Source organism: Xanthomonas sp. MUS 060, assembly GCF_000963215.1.
Classification (GTDB): domain Bacteria; phylum Pseudomonadota; class Gammaproteobacteria; order Xanthomonadales; family Xanthomonadaceae; genus Xanthomonas_A.
Genome location: NZ_JZIM01000001.1, coordinates 1 through 18,582, shown reverse-complemented (window position 1 = coordinate 18,582; position 18,582 = coordinate 1). Strand labels below are relative to the sequence as shown.

11 protein-coding genes, 1 other RNA gene and 4 pseudogenes are annotated in these 18,582 nt (G+C 63.6%); 12 read left to right on the top strand and 4 right to left on the bottom strand.

From position 1 onward, the window contains the following. Window positions 1–82 precede the first annotated feature (82 nt). Window positions 83–157, bottom strand: a non-coding RNA gene (locus XANALMUS060_RS18050) — sX9 sRNA. Between the two features lie 102 nt (window positions 158–259). Then, a pseudogene (locus tag XANALMUS060_RS21685) lies at window positions 260–502 on the bottom strand (IS3 family transposase); the annotation flags it as partial. Between the two features lie 455 nt (window positions 503–957). Between XANALMUS060_RS21685 and XANALMUS060_RS00065 the strand changes: the two are divergent. Further along, on the top strand, window positions 958–1,533 hold the full coding sequence (locus tag XANALMUS060_RS00065) for a hypothetical protein (RefSeq protein WP_235430280.1): 576 nt from the start codon (window positions 958–960) through the stop codon (window positions 1,531–1,533). On the opposite strand, the gene XANALMUS060_RS00060 is transcribed toward XANALMUS060_RS00065, so the two are convergent. After that, on the bottom strand, window positions 1,534–3,045 hold the full coding sequence (locus tag XANALMUS060_RS00060; RefSeq protein ID WP_082064739.1) for an MASE1 domain-containing protein: 1,512 nt from the start codon (window positions 3,043–3,045) through the stop codon (window positions 1,534–1,536). It abuts the gene before it with no gap. A 430-nt stretch (window positions 3,046–3,475) separates the two neighbouring features. On the opposite strand from XANALMUS060_RS00060, the gene ybaL reads away from it, so the two are divergent. From ybaL to XANALMUS060_RS00005, 11 genes and pseudogenes are all read left to right on the top strand, one after another. Next, window positions 3,476–5,155 (top strand): YbaL family putative K(+) efflux transporter, encoded by a 1,680-nt coding sequence (gene ybaL, locus XANALMUS060_RS00055; protein WP_045736635.1) that lies wholly within the window; start codon window positions 3,476–3,478, stop codon window positions 5,153–5,155. A 261-nt stretch (window positions 5,156–5,416) separates the two neighbouring features. Next, window positions 5,417–6,148: an aldolase/citrate lyase family protein gene (locus tag XANALMUS060_RS00050; RefSeq protein ID WP_045736634.1), complete on the top strand. Its 732-nt coding sequence runs from the start codon at window positions 5,417–5,419 to the stop codon at window positions 6,146–6,148. 115 nt (window positions 6,149–6,263) lie between these two features. Beyond that, window positions 6,264–8,294 carry a TonB-dependent siderophore receptor gene (locus XANALMUS060_RS00045; protein ID WP_235430311.1) on the top strand — a complete coding sequence of 677 codons (2,031 nt, stop codon included), beginning with the start codon at window positions 6,264–6,266 and terminating at the stop codon, window positions 8,292–8,294. 243 nt (window positions 8,295–8,537) lie between these two features. Then, the gene (locus tag XANALMUS060_RS00040) at window positions 8,538–9,764 is read left to right on the top strand and encodes a carboxylate--amine ligase (RefSeq protein WP_045736632.1); all 1,227 of its coding nucleotides are present in this window, start codon (window positions 8,538–8,540) and stop codon (window positions 9,762–9,764) included. Then, entirely contained in the window at window positions 9,761–11,560 is a 1,800-nt protein-coding gene (locus XANALMUS060_RS00035; RefSeq protein ID WP_045736631.1) for an IucA/IucC family protein, read from the top strand. The genes XANALMUS060_RS00040 and XANALMUS060_RS00035 overlap by 4 nt, the downstream gene beginning before the upstream one ends. Further along, window positions 11,557–12,723, top strand: a complete 1,167-nt coding sequence (locus XANALMUS060_RS00030) for an MFS transporter (protein ID WP_045736629.1) — start codon at window positions 11,557–11,559, stop codon at window positions 12,721–12,723. Before XANALMUS060_RS00035 ends, XANALMUS060_RS00030 begins: the two co-directional genes overlap by 4 nt. After that, a pseudogene (locus tag XANALMUS060_RS00025) lies at window positions 12,701–13,606 on the top strand (IucA/IucC family protein); the annotation flags it as partial. The gene XANALMUS060_RS00030 and the pseudogene XANALMUS060_RS00025, both read left to right, overlap by 23 nt. After that, a pseudogene (locus XANALMUS060_RS00020) lies at window positions 13,600–14,064 on the top strand (IucA/IucC family C-terminal-domain containing protein); the annotation flags it as partial. The pseudogenes XANALMUS060_RS00025 and XANALMUS060_RS00020, both read left to right, overlap by 7 nt. Further along, the gene (locus XANALMUS060_RS00015; RefSeq protein ID WP_045736629.1) at window positions 14,061–15,227 is read left to right on the top strand and encodes an MFS transporter; all 1,167 of its coding nucleotides are present in this window, start codon (window positions 14,061–14,063) and stop codon (window positions 15,225–15,227) included. The pseudogene XANALMUS060_RS00020 and the gene XANALMUS060_RS00015, both read left to right, overlap by 4 nt. Further along, the gene (locus XANALMUS060_RS00010) at window positions 15,205–16,959 is read left to right on the top strand and encodes an IucA/IucC family protein (protein ID WP_045736628.1); all 1,755 of its coding nucleotides are present in this window, start codon (window positions 15,205–15,207) and stop codon (window positions 16,957–16,959) included. The genes XANALMUS060_RS00015 and XANALMUS060_RS00010 overlap by 23 nt, the downstream gene beginning before the upstream one ends. Next, window positions 16,956–18,167: a type III PLP-dependent enzyme gene (locus XANALMUS060_RS00005; protein ID WP_045736627.1), complete on the top strand. Its 1,212-nt coding sequence runs from the start codon at window positions 16,956–16,958 to the stop codon at window positions 18,165–18,167. The genes XANALMUS060_RS00010 and XANALMUS060_RS00005 overlap by 4 nt, the downstream gene beginning before the upstream one ends. Window positions 18,168–18,316: 149 nt before the next feature. Here XANALMUS060_RS00005 and XANALMUS060_RS21680 read toward each other — a convergent pair. Next, a pseudogene (locus XANALMUS060_RS21680) lies at window positions 18,317–18,487 on the bottom strand (fatty acid hydroxylase); the annotation flags it as partial. Window positions 18,488–18,582 lie beyond the last annotated feature (95 nt).

The window sequence follows — 18,582 nt, the reverse complement described above, 5'->3', positions numbered from 1 at the left end:
CCACGCACGACCAAGCACTCCCCGCAAGAAAATATCGACTCAACCCGATGATTGTCTGAGTTACTGCATCAACCCGAAGAGTGGCTGACAACACATCGCCAGTCGCTGTCGGATCGGTGCGCACAGCGCGCAGGAACCGCCGTGTTCAACGGTGCATGAGGATTCCGAGCACTGCGCGCGCCGGTCCGGCAGCGATACCGTTGTTTTGTTAGCGACTCTAAATAACCGCGCATTGAATCGTCCAGCGCTCTGTCGGCACTCATGACCCTGGCTGCGCGTCGCGCCGCTCGCACTCTACAGGCGATAGGTCGCTGTTAGAACCGTGGTGGCGTTTGGGTTGTACAACATCTCGATGTCGTCAAACGCGGCGGCACGTGCGTTCCTGCGTTGGATAGATCACTCGGCTAATCCGCGAACCGTTGAGCAGGCCGAAGAAGCTCTGCACTGATGCAATGTCGTGGCAGTTTCCGCGACGACTCATGCTGCACACCAGTCCATGGGACACATTTTGGATGTCGCGCCCCTCGGCGACACGGCATCACTCCGCCTTCAGGCGCCGAACCTTGGCGCATTGATCGCGCTCAGCCCGCTGCACGATGCCGGCCTTACCAAACTTACCGAGCCAAGCGTAACTGCACGCTCTCACGCCTGATCATTCGGCCACCTCCACCACCTTGAATTCGGGATCGGCCACCTGACAGACCGATTGTCTTTCGAACTCATCGGTATACGGCTTGCTGTTCGCACACACCTGCGAACTTGCCATCTTCCATGCAATGAGATGTCCCGGAAACCCTGAGCAATTCAATCGGAATTTTCGAGGTTTGTTCACAGGCTCCATCAATGGCCCCTGCCGCAGACACCCCCTGAATTTTCCGCAAGACAGCACCGATATTTTCAGAGCTGATAATCCCAGAATTTTTACACGAAATTTTGCAGCACATCATAAATGAATAGATGCACATCTCAATAAATGATGGCTCATATCACAAGTATCGCGCCACCAATTACTTGTCGACAGCCTTTTGGTGCGATTCGCGTAATGTGCAACCGCCTGAACCGCAGGCAAAAAATCTCGAATTTGATAAGGAAATAGCCATGTTGAAAACTTCGAAAGCCTCCCTGATCGCCTCCGCCATTTTTCTATGCTCGATGCTGATCGTCGCCGCCGATGCACAGAGTTGCTGCCCCGGAGGTGGAAATGGCTCCCCGATCTCCAACAATAGTTTCAGCGCAAGCTCATCGCCGACTCGCAATCTTTCGACGAACCCATCCGTGGGCATTTATCAGTTCGAGCGCAATGGCGCGACCTATCTGCAGATCAGCGACATCACAGGCCAGATCCGCGGCGTGATCTCGAGTGTTGGCAACACCGCGCGGGTGATGCCGATAGGTAAGGACATGTATCGGGTAAAAACCGTCGATAGCTTCGACAGCCGAAATGGCACGGTGGTCAGCAATACCGCTTACTTCATCGTCCAGGTCGCCAACGGTGTCCACGGCGATACCTGGACCGTCACTATCAAAAATTAATCAATCAAGAAGCGCCGGCCTCTCTAGAGGCTCGGAGACCAGAAAACTGAGTTTCCGCTCATGGCGGCGCCGGCAGGCGCCGTCATGAGCTTTTAGCCGACTGGCCAGTTCGTCATCGACCTCGTCAACATCGCGACCCGTTTTGCCTCCCGGCATACTGGAGTCGGCCTCGACGCTCAGCAGCACCCCACGCCGGCCATTGGCAGTCCACACACGGGCAGTGATCCGATGACGCCCCGCGCTAGGCAGAATATCCAGTGCGTTGAATACGCAACGGTAGGCCGCCAGTTGCAGACCAATCGACAACCTTCGCGAGTCGCCACGCAAGTATGTCTCCACTTCGGTATCGCACGAATTGGCGAACGCGATAGAACCCAGCGCCCCATAAAGGCCATGCGTTTCAATTTCCAGTGGATACAAAGCAGCGACATAATCGTCCAGCAACTGTGCCTGGATGACACCGGTACGATTCATTTCCATGGCTGCGGCATAGTGACCGTGCTGCTTCAGCGACATCGCGATGTCACGGCGCAGCTTATTGATGTGGACGTGGATATCGCTGTATTCGATCACCCGATTACGCAGGGTCCGTTCGGCTGACATATAGCTGGCCTGGGCGACCTGCAGCGCCTGTTGTTCGGCAAACCCGAGCCGCCGAGCCAGATCCAGCACACCGGAGATCCTGGTCCCGAGGATGAACAAAGTGGTGCTGCCGAAGGCGACCAGCATCTGGACGTAGAACGTATCCAAATCGAAGGCTCCTACACGATGCACCTTGGGCAGAGACATCGCGACCGCGATGTCGGCCAGGACGATACCGATCGCAGCACCGCGCCAATGATGCGAAAGCGTCAGCCAGAAACCGGGAACGATCATCAGCACCAGCAAGAATTGCCGCACCACGCCGGCAGGCGTATTCATCGCCAGGCAATACAAGGCGACGATCAGGACCGCCGCGATCAAACCATCATGGATGAGACGGCGCGACACCAGCATCGGACCTTCGCGGCGCACCCACAGCAGCGCAGGCAGTACGAATACAAGAATGCCCAGATAGTTACCTATCCAGAATTTCAGGGCATTCTCCAGATTAATGTAGTTTGCAGGCCCGTCGAAGAACCAGTTCAATGCCTTGTTGACCAACACGCCCCACAACGACATCGCCAGGACGACCAGCAGTAGACGTTCCTGCCATACCAACATATCGGGGACGCGCCGACGAAACCACAGCGGCAGTATCGCCGACATCGGCATCAGCAGGAATGGACTGAGAAACACCCATGTCGCGCTCTCGCCCTGATCGATCATCGGCGCGCGCAAGACCAGCAACGCCGCCGCGTCGCCGAGCAGCAGATAGGGCCACAGTCGCAACGGGACGAACAGCAGCGTAGCCGCGCGCAAACCAGCCGGCAGGAACCACTGGTCCAACGACAGATTCCACACCGCCAGATAGACCGCACAGTAAATGGCGCTGAGCAAGATTCCATTCGCGAAATTTTTTAATCTAGCCATGCCACATTGGTCCTGGCGGTATTCCGAATTGGCGCAAACATACACGACAGCATCGCGCAAAACAGTAGACATTTCACCTCCGACAAAACCCTGTAATATCTTTCCTGACAGGGAGTTGCAGAAGGCGGGCAGGTGCATGCGATGAGGTTCTCAGCATTAACGCAGCTGCCATCCCAGTAGAGCCACAGCTGCGGTCGATGACGCCATGCACACCACACACTGTCGCAACCATCACTCCCTGCAACGCGCACCGCACAATGGGTCAAGCCGCGCCCCCACAATTCGGGCCATGAACACCCGCGAAGCCCCGCCATTCAGCACCCCACGCGGTGCGATGCGACGCGTGCGGCACACCGCCCGCCACCTGCCAATTTGCCGACCACAGCCGCATCGGCGACACTCAATGGCACTGTCTGTTGCAAAAATATGAATGAACCACGACACCGGCCTCATCGACATCATCGCGGTCGGGCTCGGCTTGGCATTCCTGCTTGGCACGCTCGCCCACCGCCTCAAGCTCTCGCCGCTGGTGGGCTATTTGCTGGCCGGCATCTGTGTTGGGCCGTTCACTCCCGGCTTCGTCGCCAACCAGGGGTTGGCGCATCAGCTGTCCGAGCTGGGAGTGATTTTACTGATGTTCGGGGTCGGCCTGCACTTTTCGCTCGAAGACCTGCTGGAAGTGAAATGGATCGCGATCCCCGGCGCGCTGGCGCAAATCGCGGTCGCGACCCTGCTCGGCTGGGGCCTGGCCTACAGCATGCATTGGCCGACGCTGCACGGCCTGGTATTTGGCCTGGCACTGTCGGTCGCCAGTACGGTGGTGTTGCTACGCGCGATGGAGGAACGGCGCTTGCTGGAAACGCAGCGCGGGCGCATCGCGGTCGGCTGGCTGATCGTGGAGGATGTGGTGATGGTGTTGGCGCTGGTGCTGTTGCCCGCGCTGGCCGACGCACTGGGCGACAAAGGCGCCGACATTGGTTCGATCCTCGACACACTGGGCCTGACCCTGCTGAAGATGGCAGCGTTCGTGGCGGTGATGTTGCTGGTGGGCCGCCGCGTCATTCCATGGGCGTTGGAGAAAGTAGCCGCGACCGGCTCGCGCGAACTGTTCACGCTGTCGGTGCTGGCAATCGCACTTGGCGTGGCATTCGGTTCGGCCACGCTGTTCGGGGTCTCGTTCGCGCTGGGGGCCTTCTTCGCCGGCATGCTGCTGAAGGAGTCCGAACTCAGCCACAAGGCCGCCAGCGATTCTCTGCCGCTGCGCGACGCGTTCGCCGTGCTGTTCTTCGTCTCGGTCGGCATGCTGTTCAATCCGCACATTCTGCTCGAACATCCATGGCAGGTGCTGGTGACGTTCTTGATCATTACCGTGGGCAAGTCGCTGGCCGCCTTGCTGATCGTGCGCGCATTCGGCCACCCCATTCGCATCGCCCTGACCATCTCCGCCAGCCTGGCGCAGATCGGCGAATTCTCTTTCATTCTCGCCGGCCTGGGGATGCGCCTGGCGATCCTGCCGGAGAACGGGCGCGATCTGATTTTGGCCGGGGCACTGTTATCGATCATCGCCAATCCGTTGCTGTTCAGCTGGCTGGACCGTTGGCAGGCACGTCAGGCCGCGCAGGCACCGGTCACGCCGGAACCGGAGCTGCCCCCCGGCCCATCCCTGGACGTGGCCGGGCATGCCATCGTGATCGGCTACGGCCGGGTCGGCAGCACGCTGGCCGCAGTGCTGCGCACCTACGGCGTACCGGTATTGGTGGTCGACGACAACCGCGAACATGTGGAGCGCGCCCATGCCGACGGCCTCCCTGGCATCCGCGGCAGCGCCACCGCCGATCTTGTCCTGGCCGAGGCGCACCCGGAAAAGGCCACAATCGCGATTTTGGCAATCCCGCAGCCATTAGAAGCCGGCGAAGCGCTGGTCAAGCTGCGCGCACTGAACCCGGAGCTGACCCTGCTGGCGCGCGCCCACAGCGATGCCGAGGTCAAGCACCTACTCGACCATGGCGCCGATGGCACCGTGATGGCAGAACGCGAGCTGGCCCACTCGCTGGCGGACATGGTGATGGCGACACCGCCATATCGGGCATTGCGCAAGGCAACGCACTGAGGCCAGGGGCTGAGCCGACCTGGACAAGCAGAACGGGGGTTGGGAGCCGCCTGCGCCGGAGCCCTGGAAGCATCGCACCATCGCACACGCATGCACCGGTCTGCGCTCGATCTGCCACAAAGCCGATGTCCGCCCACGCAGACAAACGACCATGGCGCACAGAAATCGCCGGCGGGGCTTCCATAAAAGCCAATCATATTGATAAGCGTTATCGTTTATGAGAGAGTAGGCATTCTTTCCCACTGCCGCTCGCCTTCCCCCATGGCCTGCAAGATCGGGTTACTCAATTCCATCCCCAGCCCCCTGCTGTGCGAGATGTTCGGCCATGTCGGCTACGACTTCGCCGTGCTCGATCTGGAGCATGTCCTGCGCTCGCCGACGGAACTGGAGCACGCGATCCGCGCCTGCGAACTGGGCAACTGCGAAGCATGGGTGCGGGTACCGGAGGTCGATGCCAAGCTGATCGGCCGGGTGCTCGATGCCGGCGCCCGCGGCGTGGTGTTGGCCGGACTGGAAAACGCCGAACAGGCCGAGCGTGCCGTGGCCGCTGCGCACTTTCCGCCACATGGCCGACGCGGCATCAGCGGTGGGCGCGTCACCGGCTTCGGCAGCGTCTGCTTGACCGACTATCTCCAACGTACCCACAGCAGCGTGCGTGTGGTGCCGATGATCGAAAGCGCGGCGGGCGTGCATGCGCTGCCGCAGATCTTGCAAGTCCCCGGCGTGTCGCTGGTGATGGAAGGCGCGCTGGACCTGGCGCTGGATTTGGGGCTTGGTCCGCAGCCAACCCATCCGCAGGTTTGGGCACATCTGCTGGCAATCGCCGCCGCCTGCCGCGACGCCAACGTGCCGTTTTGCCCCAATCCACGCGATGCAGCGCAACACCGACACTGGCTGGCGCAAGCGGATCTGCAATGGTTGTTCGCTGGCGAAGATCGCGCGCTGCTACAAACCGCATTGCGGCAGCACGCGACCGATCTACGCAATCACTGAGCGCTCTCCTGACGTCTTCATCATGAGCACGGCATTTCCTCCCGCTGTTCTGTCCATCGCCATCGCACTCGCCCCATCGAGCGGGTACGCGCAGCAAGCGCAGGACCTCGACAAGATGCACGACACACAGACGCAGATCCGGCAGCTCGACGCAATACAGGTGCAGGGCAACCTGCTCGGTCGCGCCAGCGCCGAAGACGTGCAGCACTATGCCGGCAGCCGGCAGCTGATCGACAACGCGCAACTGCGCGGCGGCGCCAACCGCGCGCTGGACGACGCGCTGCAGCGGGTACCGGGCATCAAGATATTCGACGAGACCGGAACCGGTGCGCTGCCGCAGATCATGCTGCGCGGCCTGTACGAGAGCCGCAGCGGTCGGGTGCAGGTGCTGGAGGATGGCATTGCGTTGGCACTGGCACCCTACGGGCAAACCAGCCTCTCGCTGTTCCCGGTCGACCTGAATCAGATCGACCGGATCGATATCGTGCGCGGCGGCGCGGCAGTGCAGTACGGCCCCAACAACGTCGGCGGCGTCATCAATCTGATCAGTCCAGACATCCCCAGCACATGGACCACCTTACTGAGACAAAACCTCACCGCTGGCGGCGCTGGACATTTCCTCGGCAACAGCGCGATCAGCACCGGCGGCTATGCCAACGACCGCTTTGGCCTGCAACTGGACGCGAACTGGACCAAGGGCGATTACTGGCGTGACCACAGCGCCACCGACATCAAGAACCTGCGCCTGCGCACGCAATGGTGGCTGGCGCCTGACAAACTGCTCAAGGCCAGCGTACAGCGCTACGTCGCCGACATGGACCTCGCCGGTGCGCTGGCACCGGCCGACTACCGCCACAACCCACGCCAATCCACACGCCCGTTGGATACCTTCAGCGGGCGCACCACCCGCACCTCGCTGGTCTATCAACAGAATTTCGGCGACCTGGGGCCGTTGCAGGATTTGCGTCTGGAGTGGAGCAACTTCAGCGCGCGCAGCAGCCGCGACTTCGTGGTCGGCCTGCGCCAGGATTCCTCCGAGACCTGGCGCGCGGACCTGCCGCCGCAACTGCGGCAGAGCGCACCGCGCGACTTCCACGTCTACGGGAGCGAGCCGCAACTGCACTGGAGCATGGGTAACAGCGCACTGCGCCAACACTGGACACTCGGCGCGCGGGCGATCAACGAAGACATCGACTTCCTGGTCGGCACTACCCGTCTGCGCGACGGCGTCTATACCCTGATGCGCGATTGGCGCTTCAAGGACCATGGCATCGCCGCTTACGTCAGCGATGCCATCGCGCTGGCCAATGACCGCATCACCCTCACCCCGGGGCTGCGCTACGAACAGGTCGATGCGCATTACGACAACCTCGCCAACGGTGCGCGCACGCGTAACAAGACCAGCGACGCCCTCCCCGGCGTAACCCTCGGCGTGCAGGCCAACCCGCAGTGGTATGTGTACGCCGACGCACAACGCTCGCTGCGCGCGCCGCAAGTCACCCAAATCATCTTCGGCGACAACCTCGACGCCGAGCAGGCATGGAACTACGAGGTCGGCGCGCGCTACCAGCCCAACACGCGCACCCGCGTGCATTTCGGCAGCTACCGGATCGATTTCGCCCAGCAAATCCAGCTCGACAACACCACGCGCAGCTACCGCAACCTCGGCAAAACCCGCCACCAGGGCAGCGAGGTGGAACTGCAGTGGAGCCCAGCACGCTTGCCCACACTGACCTTCAACGTCGGCTATGCGTATCTGGACGCACGCCAGGAAACGGGTCTCTACGACGGCAAACGCGTGCCTTACACCTCACGCAACCAGTTGACGCTCGGCGCCTGTTACCAATCCGGTCGCACCACGGTCACGATGTCCAGTGACTACTTCAGCCGCGCCTTCAGCGATGCCGCCAACAGCGTGCAGGAAAACACGATTGCCTCGGTCGGCGAGCTCCCCTCGTATTGGGTGTGGAACGCACGCGTGAGCCGGGTGCTCAGCGAGGACGACGGCCACCAGCTCACTGCTTCGCTGGCAGTGAACAATCTATTGGACCGCAATTACTGGTACCGCGGCATCGACACCAGTCCGTGGGGACGCCAGCCCGCACCTGGCCGCAGCGTTACTTTCGGCCTGCAATACCGCTTCTGATCGTCGCCGGCGTCGTACCACGACATCAGCGACGGCAACACCGCGCACGGTAACGGCGCGGTGCCGCCCGCGAAAGACGCGGGCCGATGTAACGGACGCCCCCGCGTCCTCTCCCGACCCAGCATGCGCCCGATGCGTATGCCAGGCAACCTCGCAACCCGCCGCAGACGCGGCGCGCCTGCCGTGTCCGCCCGCTCGCGGCCACGCAGGCATGCGCACGCCTGCGTTCGACGAGCAGCCCACATGACTTCACACGCGTCACCCCTGCTGATCCTCAGCCACATCTGCCATCGCGCAGTGACCGATGGTTTCCTCCCCGCCGCCCAACGCCTGGGCGTGCCGGTCTTGCTGCTGACCGACCACGGCCACGCTCATCTGGAGCACTTCCACCATCACCCACCGGCCGGGCCAGTGCAGGTACTCGAATGCGACGTGTTCAATCCGCTCAGCGTGCTCGATCTACTGGACACCATGCCGGTGCAACCATGCGCGGTGTTCAGCAACAGCGATCACCTGCAAACCAGCACCGCGTTGGTCGCCACCGCGCTTGGAGTGCCCGGCAAGGACTGGCCGATCTGTTACGCGGCCAAGAACAAGGCCGCGATGCGACAGCGCCTGCGCGCGCACGGATTGCCGACACCCTGGTTCTGTTGTCTGCCACCGGGCGCGGCGCCACCGACGCAAGCACCATGGCCACTGATCGCCAAACCGCGCGAAGGCGTCGCCAGCCAGGACGTGCGTCACTGCGCCGATACCGCTGCGTTGCAAGCGTATCTTGACGCGCTCTGGCAGCGCCAGCCACAACGCAGCGTCTTGCTGGAAAGCGTACTGGACGGCCCGTTGTTCACCCTGGAGACGCTGGGCGACGGACAGCGATTGCAAGCGCTCGGCGGCTTCGATGTGCGCCTGTCGTCACCGCCGTATTTCGTCGAATGCCAGGCACGCTGGCGCGGCGCGGTCGATACCCCGCTCGTGCAGCAAGCGTTGGCGCAATTGCATACCTTCGGCATCGGCTTCGGTGTTTGCCATAGCGAATTCATCCTCACCGCCGACGGCCCGGTCCTGGTGGAAATCAACTATCGCAGTATCGGCGACGGGCGCGAATTTCTGCTCGATCGCCTGTTCGGCGGACGCTGGTTCGATAGCGTGCTCGGCCTGCATCTGGGACAACCGCTGCCGACGCTGCGCGCGTGCCGCGAACATGCGCTGGTGCGCTACTACGTCGCAGAACGCGAGGGCATTCTGACACTCGCCAGTGCCGACCAATCCTGCAGCGACACGCGATGGGAAACGCACTATCGCTGCCTGCGACAACCAGGCCAGGACATCCGCTTAAGCCATTCCAACAAGGATTATCTGGGCGCGCTGCACGTGCTCGCCGACACCACAGACGACCTGCAACATGCACTCGTCAACGCCGAAGCGCCGCTGAAATGGCACATCGATGCCAAGGCCGGAGCAACACAATGAATCAAAATCACGACGCCGACCGTCACTACATTGCCGTGCGCATCATCGATGCTTGCCTGCGCGAGGATCTGCACGGCATCACCAGCCGCGGCAGCATCGCCACGCCGCCGCCCGCCGTCCTCGCCGCTTGGCCGCAGCCGATCGCCAACGTCATCTGGTGGCGCATCGCGCACCTGCCAGACGGCGAGCTGTGGCTTCCAGTACGGCGCCAAGGCTATCTGCAGGAGCTCAGCGCGTGCAGCGACGGCTGGATCCTGCACACGGCGCAACGCAGCGTGTTCGAATCCGGTACGCCCCAATGGCTGGCGCGAATGGGCGCTGGATGCGACGCGCAAACGCAGACACTCCATCGCGCCTATGTCGAGGAGGCTGATTGCGCGGTACGTCAGCGTCGACTGGCGCGACACGCCTACCTGCAACAGCAACCGCTGCTGGCCGCCGCGCTGGATGCCAGCGACGCGCACGAACGCGCCTACCGCTGCGAACAACTGGCCAGCCACCGCGATCATCCCTTCTATCCGACCGCGCGTGCCAAAGTCGGCCTGGACGATGCCGACCTGCCGCGTTACGCACCGGAGTTCGGCCCGAGTTTCACGCTGCGCTGGCTGGCGCTGCCGTCCGCGCACATCGTACAGACCACGCCACCACCATCATTCTGGCCACAACCGAGCCTGCTCGGGCTGAATCCGGCACTGGACGCCAGTCATGTCGCATGGCCAGTGCATCCCTTGCTCTTCTCACGCCTGGGCGGGGCGGATTTCCCCTTACCAGCAAGCGCAATCGTCGCACCACAACCCTGGCTACAGGTACGTCCATCGCTATCGCTGCGCACAGTGATCCCACTGATGTTTCCGGATCACCATCTCAAGCTGCCGGTACCGATGCGCACCCTCGGCGCACTCAACCTGCGGCTCATCAAACCATCCACGCTGTACGACGGACACTGGTTCGAATGCGTGCTAAGCGACATCGCCGCGCACGATGCGGCGCTGGCGCCACGCTACCTGCACGTGGACGAAGCGCACGCCGGGCATGTCGGCGATGCACGCCATCTCGCCTATCTACTACGCCGCTATCCGCCACTGCCGGAGGCGACACTGGTTCCGGTGGCCGCACTGTGCGCGCCAATGCCCGACGGGCGCCCGCTGGCCATGCACCTGGCCGAACGCTTCCATGGCGGCGACCTGACCGCGTGGTGGGACAGTTATGCGTCGCTGATGTGCCAGGTCCATCTACGGCTATGGCTGCGCTATGGCATCGCGCTGGAAGCCAACCAACAAAACAGCGTGCTGATCTACGCACCCGAACGTTCGCCACGCCTACTGCTCAAGGACAACGACGCGGCTCGGGTGATGCTCTCGCGGCTGCATGCGCAACGACCAACGCTGGCCGCGCTGGGGCCGCCACGCGATGCGCGCATCGCGGTGGACGACGACAACGCGCTGGCCCGGATGTTCTGCACCATCATCCTGCAACTGAACCTGCAAGCCGTGCTGGAAGGATTGGCCCAATGGCGCTCAGCGCTGCGCGCGCCGCTATACACCCGCTTGCGCGCATGCCTGTACGACAGCCTGCGTGCCCTACGCGCCGACGGCATCGACACCGCACCGGCACAAGCACTGCTGGCCGCGCCGCGACTACCGGTCAAGTATCTGCTCAGCGCCGGCAGCCTGCTCGGCAAGCAGCTCACCGGCGCCACCGATATCAACAAGTTCTACGGCGATAGCGCGCCCAATCTGCTAGGCGACGGACTGGATGTCACCGCGCCGACGACCGCGACGCAGACCACACCGTGAAACGCATCCTCGGTCCCGTGCTGGCCGCACACTATCTGGCCGCTTTCACCGCGCTGGGCATGCCGCTGTTCCTGCCGCAAGTGCTGCAGCAACTGGCACCCGGCGCGGCGATCGGCTGGAGCGGGGTGCTGTACGTGCTACCCACCCTGTGTACCGCACTCACCGCCAGCACCTGGGGCTGGCTGGCCGATCGCTACGGACGCAAGCGCTCGCTGCTGCGCGCGCAACTGGGGCTGGCGCTGGGCTTCGCCATGGCGGGCTTCGCCCCGAACATGGGCTGGCTGATCGCCGGTTTGGTCGTACAAGGCACCTGCGGTGGCTCACTGGCCGCGACCAATGCCTATCTGACGACCCAAGCCCAGCACGGACCGCTGGCACGCGCGCTGGACTGGACTCAGTTCTCGGCGCGTCTGGCGATGGTCAGCGCGCCCAGCCTGCTCGGCCTGGCCACCGCACTGGGCCCCACGCAATCGCTGTACCGCTATCTGGCGTTGCTGCCGCTGCTGGCGTTCACGCTGAGCTGGCGTCTGCCAGCGGATCCTCCGCGCCGCCGCAACACGCCGACCAGTATCGCAAGCACAACGCACGCGTACACGCCACAACGGCAATGGACGCTGTGGGCAACGCAATGCCTGTTCTGTTTCGCGATGGTCGTGACGTTTCCATACTTCCTGCCGTATGCGCAGGCCCATGGCATCGACAACAGCGCCGGCGCCGGCCTGCTGTACAGCCTGCCGCACTTGGTCTATCTGATCCTGCTGCCATGCTGGCGTGGACACGCCCGCAATGCCTCGCCGTTGCCGGCAGGCTTGGGATTATTCGCGCTGGCCTGCCTGCTGCACACCGCATCGCTCACGCCCCACTGGCTGATCGTGGCACGGCTGCTGTTCGGCCTTGGCATGTGGATGGCCCTGCGCGGCCTCAATCGCAGCCTCGCCGACATCGCTGGCGGACACAACGCCGGACGCTTGTTCGGACGCTTCGATGCGGCCGGCAAGTTCGCTGGCGTCGCCGGTGGCGCATTGGCTGGCGTCCTGGTGCAAGGCCATGGTGTGGCATTGCCATTCCTCGCCGCCGGCATCGCCGCACTGTTAGCGCTGCCGCCAGCGCTGTTGCTCACATCCGTTCGGAGAAACCTCCATGTCCCTGTTGCCGATGCATGACCCCTGGCACGACACCCTGGCGCAAGCACACGCGATGACCTGCTGGCTCAATTGCTATTTACGCGAAATCGCACTCGGACGCGGTATGGCCGATCTGGATTACCGTGGTTTGGACCGTCCCGGCAGCAGCAGCACTGAGGAACGCTGGCTGCGCCTGCAACTGCCGTCAGCTGCAACATTGTGCGTGCGCCTGGCGCATGCCGACGCACTAGGTCGCTGCCGCTTCGCCTCCGCACCGTATCTAAAAGCCGATGGCCGCCCCTGGCACTGCCTCGATGCCGCCGCGCTGGTGCGTGTGCTGCTGCAAGAACTGAGCGACGGCCAAGCGCCCAACCTGGCGCTGCTCGCACAGAGCGACAACAGCATCGCCATCACCACACAATTGCTGCACAACGCAGCCGCCGCGATGCCCAGTGGCGATGCGTTGATCGATGCCGAGCAATCGATGCTGTGGGGCCATGCTTTTCATCCCACACCCAAGAGCCGCGAAGGTGTGCCGCTAGCGCAAGTGCTGGCCTGTTCGCCGGAAGCGCGCAGCCAGTTCCCCTTGTTCTGGTTCCGCATCGATCCGCGCCTGTATCGCGCCCAGGGCGTGGACGTGCGCGCCACCCTGGCACAGGCCAGCGGCAGCGCTGGTCTGTATCCCTGCCACCCATGGGAGGCCGAGCGCGTACTGGCGCATCCCCTCCTGCGCCAAGCCCAAGCACACGGCTGGATCGAGCCACTGGGCGAACGCGGCCTGACGCTGCGCCCAACCTCATCGGTGCGCACGCTCTACCACGCCGAGTTGGACTACTTCCTCAAGCTGTCGGTGCATGTGCGCCTGACCAACTGCGTGCGCAAGAACGCGTGGTACGAATTGGAAAGCGCGGTGGCGACAACGACGCGGCTCGGGTGATGCTCTCGCGGCTGCATGCGCAACGACCAACGCTGGCCGCGCTGGGGCCGCCACGCGATGCGCGCATCGCGGTGGACGACGACAACGCGCTGGCCCGGATGTTCTGCACCATCATCCTGCAACTGAACCTGCAAGCCGTGCTGGAAGGATTGGCCCAATGGCGCTCAGCGCTGCGCGCGCCGCTATACACCCGCTTGCGCGCATGCCTGTACGACAGCCTGCGTGCCCTACGCGCCGACGGCATCGACACCGCACCGGCACAAGCACTGCTGGCCGCGCCGCGACTACCGGTCAAGTATCTGCTCAGCGCCGGCAGCCTGCTCGGCAAGCAGCTCACCGGCGCCACCGATATCAACAAGTTCTACGGCGATAGCGCGCCCAATCTGCTAGGCGACGGACTGGATGTCACCGCGCCGACGACCGCGACGCAGACCACACCGTGAAACGCATCCTCGGTCCCGTGCTGGCCGCACACTATCTGGCCGCTTTCACCGCGCTGGGCATGCCGCTGTTCCTGCCGCAAGTGCTGCAGCAACTGGCACCCGGCGCGGCGATCGGCTGGAGCGGGGTGCTGTACGTGCTACCCACCCTGTGTACCGCACTCACCGCCAGCACCTGGGGCTGGCTGGCCGATCGCTACGGACGCAAGCGCTCGCTGCTGCGCGCGCAACTGGGGCTGGCGCTGGGCTTCGCCATGGCGGGCTTCGCCCCGAACATGGGCTGGCTGATCGCCGGTTTGGTCGTACAAGGCACCTGCGGTGGCTCACTGGCCGCGACCAATGCCTATCTGACGACCCAAGCCCAGCACGGACCGCTGGCACGCGCGCTGGACTGGACTCAGTTCTCGGCGCGTCTGGCGATGGTCAGCGCGCCCAGCCTGCTCGGCCTGGCCACCGCACTGGGCCCCACGCAATCGCTGTACCGCTATCTGGCGTTGCTGCCGCTGCTGGCGTTCACGCTGAGCTGGCGTCTGCCAGCGGATCCTCCGCGCCGCCGCAACACGCCGACCAGTATCGCAAGCACAACGCACGCGTACACGCCACAACGGCAATGGACGCTGTGGGCAACGCAATGCCTGTTCTGTTTCGCGATGGTCGTGACGTTTCCATACTTCCTGCCGTATGCGCAGGCCCATGGCATCGACAACAGCGCCGGCGCCGGCCTGCTGTACAGCCTGCCGCACTTGGTCTATCTGATCCTGCTGCCATGCTGGCGTGGACACGCCCGCAATGCCTCGCCGTTGCCGGCAGGCTTGGGATTATTCGCGCTGGCCTGCCTGCTGCACACCGCATCGCTCACGCCCCACTGGCTGATCGTGGCACGGCTGCTGTTCGGCCTTGGCATGTGGATGGCCCTGCGCGGCCTCAATCGCAGCCTCGCCGACATCGCTGGCGGACACAACGCCGGACGCTTGTTCGGACGCTTCGATGCGGCCGGCAAGTTCGCTGGCGTCGCCGGTGGCGCATTGGCTGGCGTCCTGGTGCAAGGCCATGGTGTGGCATTGCCATTCCTCGCCGCCGGCATCGCCGCACTGTTAGCGCTGCCGCCAGCGCTGTTGCTCACATCCGTTCGGAGAAACCTCCATGTCCCTGTTGCCGATGCATGACCCCTGGCACGACACCCTGGCGCAAGCACACGCGATGACCTGCTGGCTCAATTGCTATTTACGCGAAATCGCACTCGGACGCGGTATGGCCGATCTGGATTACCGTGGTTTGGACCGTCCCGGCAGCAGCAGCACTGAGGAACGCTGGCTGCGCCTGCAACTGCCGTCAGCTGCAACATTGTGCGTGCGCCTGGCGCATGCCGACGCACTAGGTCGCTGCCGCTTCGCCTCCGCACCGTATCTAAAAGCCGATGGCCGCCCCTGGCACTGCCTCGATGCCGCCGCGCTGGTGCGTGTGCTGCTGCAAGAACTGAGCGACGGCCAAGCGCCCAACCTGGCGCTGCTCGCACAGAGCGACAACAGCATCGCCATCACCACACAATTGCTGCACAACGCAGCCGCCGCGATGCCCAGTGGCGATGCGTTGATCGATGCCGAGCAATCGATGCTGTGGGGCCATGCTTTTCATCCCACACCCAAGAGCCGCGAAGGTGTGCCGCTAGCGCAAGTGCTGGCCTGTTCGCCGGAAGCGCGCAGCCAGTTCCCCTTGTTCTGGTTCCGCATCGATCCGCGCCTGTATCGCGCCCAGGGCGTGGACGTGCGCGCCACCCTGGCACAGGCCAGCGGCAGCGCTGGTCTGTATCCCTGCCACCCATGGGAGGCCGAGCGCGTACTGGCGCATCCCCTCCTGCGCCAAGCCCAAGCACACGGCTGGATCGAGCCACTGGGCGAACGCGGCCTGACGCTGCGCCCAACCTCATCGGTGCGCACGCTCTACCACGCCGAGTTGGACTACTTCCTCAAGCTGTCGGTGCATGTGCGCCTGACCAACTGCGTGCGCAAGAACGCGTGGTACGAATTGGAAAGCGCGGTGGCGCTGACCCACCTGCTGGCACCGGCCTGGCGCGCGCTGGCGCAGCGCGTGCCTGGGTTCCACGTCTTGCTGGAGCCAGCGGCCACCGATCTGGATTTTTCCGCGCTCGATCCCGATACGCAAGCCTGCCGCGAACTCGGCGAGAGTTTCGGCGTGCTTTATCGACAGACGATTCCCACCGCGCAGCGGCAACGATTGCGTCCGCAAGTGGCAGGGGCGCTATTCACGTGCGACACGAGCGGCCAGCCGGCTTGCGCCGCGCCGTTGCGCGCACTGGCGCAGCGCCACGGCGACAGCCTTGATGCAGCCACCTCGACCTGGTTTCGCAGCTATGCACGCCTGCTGCTGGACGGTGTGTGGAGCGCATGGTTCGCCTACGGCATCGTGCTGGAACCACATTTGCAGAACACCGTGATCGGCAGCGTCGATGGCCTACCGACACAGTTATGGATCCGCGATTTGGAAGGCACCAAACTGCTGCCCTCGCGCTGGCCTGCCACACGTCTGCACGGCCTGTCCGAAGCCGCGCGGCAATCGCTGTACTACAGTGCCGAACGCGGCTGGAACCGCATCACCTACTGTGCGCTGGTCAATAACCTGGCCGAAGCGATTTTCCATCTCGCCGACGGCCACGCGCATCGCGAGCGGCGACTCTGGCGGATCGTCGGCGACATCGCCAAGCACTGGCAACAACGCAACGGCACACAGCCGGCATTGCAGGCCTTGCTGGATGGCGCGCCGTTACCGGCAAAGAACAACCTATGCACGCGTCTGTTGCAACGCGCCGACCGCCATGCCGACTACAGCGCCTTGCCCAATCCAATCGGTACATCGACGCGACGACAGGTGGCCGCGTGAGCCTGCACATCGATCCGACACCGCTACCAGCCGCGCTGACGCAGCTACGCGCGCAGGCCGATGGTCCCGTCTGCGCTTACGTCTACGACCTGGCCGCACTGCATGCGCACGTATCGAGATTACGCACGCAATTACCTGCAGAGTGCGAACTGTTCTATGCCGCCAAGGCCAATGCCGAACCCTCGCTGCTACGCACATTGGCCCCCTGGGTAAACGGCTTCGAGGCCGCCTCCGGCGGAGAACTGCAATGGCTGCACCGCCACCAGCCAGGACAGCCACTGCTGTTCGGCGGCCCCGGCAAGCTCGACACCGAACTGCAACTGGCCACCAGCCTGCCCAACTGCAGCGTGCATGTGGAAAGCCTGAGCGAATTACAGCGACTGGCGCACATCGCCGCGTCAGCACCGCGTCCGGTCTCGGTGTTCCTGCGCCTGAATATCGCGGTACCCGACATGCCGGACACACGCCTGGTCATGGGCGGGCGGCCGTCGCCATTCGGGCTGGACCTGCTCGACCTGGACGCGGCACTGCGCCTGCTGCGCGAGAGTCCAATGTTGCGCATGGATGGATTCCACTTCCACCTGATGTCGCATCAGCGCGATGCGCAAGTGCACCTGCGGCTGATCACCCACTACTTGCAACTCGTGCAAGGCTGGCGCCAGTCCTACGCACTGGGGCCGTTGATAGTGAACGCCGGTGGCGGCTTCGGCGTGGACTATGCCGTACCAGAAGCCTCGTTCGACTGGGCCGCGTTCTGCACCGGACTCCCCCCACGACTGCGCGCGCACGGCGCCGATCTGCGCCTGCGCCTGGAGCCGGGCCGCTATGTCAGCGCCGCCTGCGGCTGGTACCTGATGGAAGTGCTGGATATCAAGCGCAGCCATGGCGCGTATTTCGCCATCGGCCGCGGTGGCACCCATCACTTCCGCACGCCCGCTGCGCAAGGGCACGATCACCCATTCCAGGTGCTACGCGGTACGCAGACGCCAGTGCTATGCGATGCGCGAGTGACCCTGGTCGGACAATTGTGTACACCCAAGGACGTCATGGCACGCGACCAGCCAGTCGCCGCGCTGGCGCCGGGAGACTGCCTGGCGTTTTCACTGGCCGGCGCCTACGCCTGGAATATCTCCCACCAACAGTTCCTGATGCATCCACCACCACAGATGCTGTTCCTGGACAACACCGCACAAGCGCCAAGGCGCTGAAGTTCATGGCGATGCACCATCCACACCGACCATCAGAACAAGCCCTGCCTCGTGCAGATTGATCCACCGCCGATCGGATAAATACCTTCGCATGGAAATGACACACGCAAGACCGCGCACGCATTAGAGCGAACTGACCTGCCGCTGTACTACGCTGGCGTTGTCGGTTTTGTCGGCGTTGCCGATGTCGGTGCTGGATGCGGGTCGGCGTGCAGCGGCATGCCAGCATGATCCACCGGGATCGGAGCGTAATCCTCACCGAACGCCACCTCGCCCGGCCTCCAGCCTGCACGACACCGCACCGCGCCCCAGAACCGCTTAGAGCGTGTTATGAACTTGAGGCTTTCGCGGCTATCGTAAGCGGATGAAGCCAGCACGCTCCTATCCGACCGACGTATCCGATGAAGAATGGGCC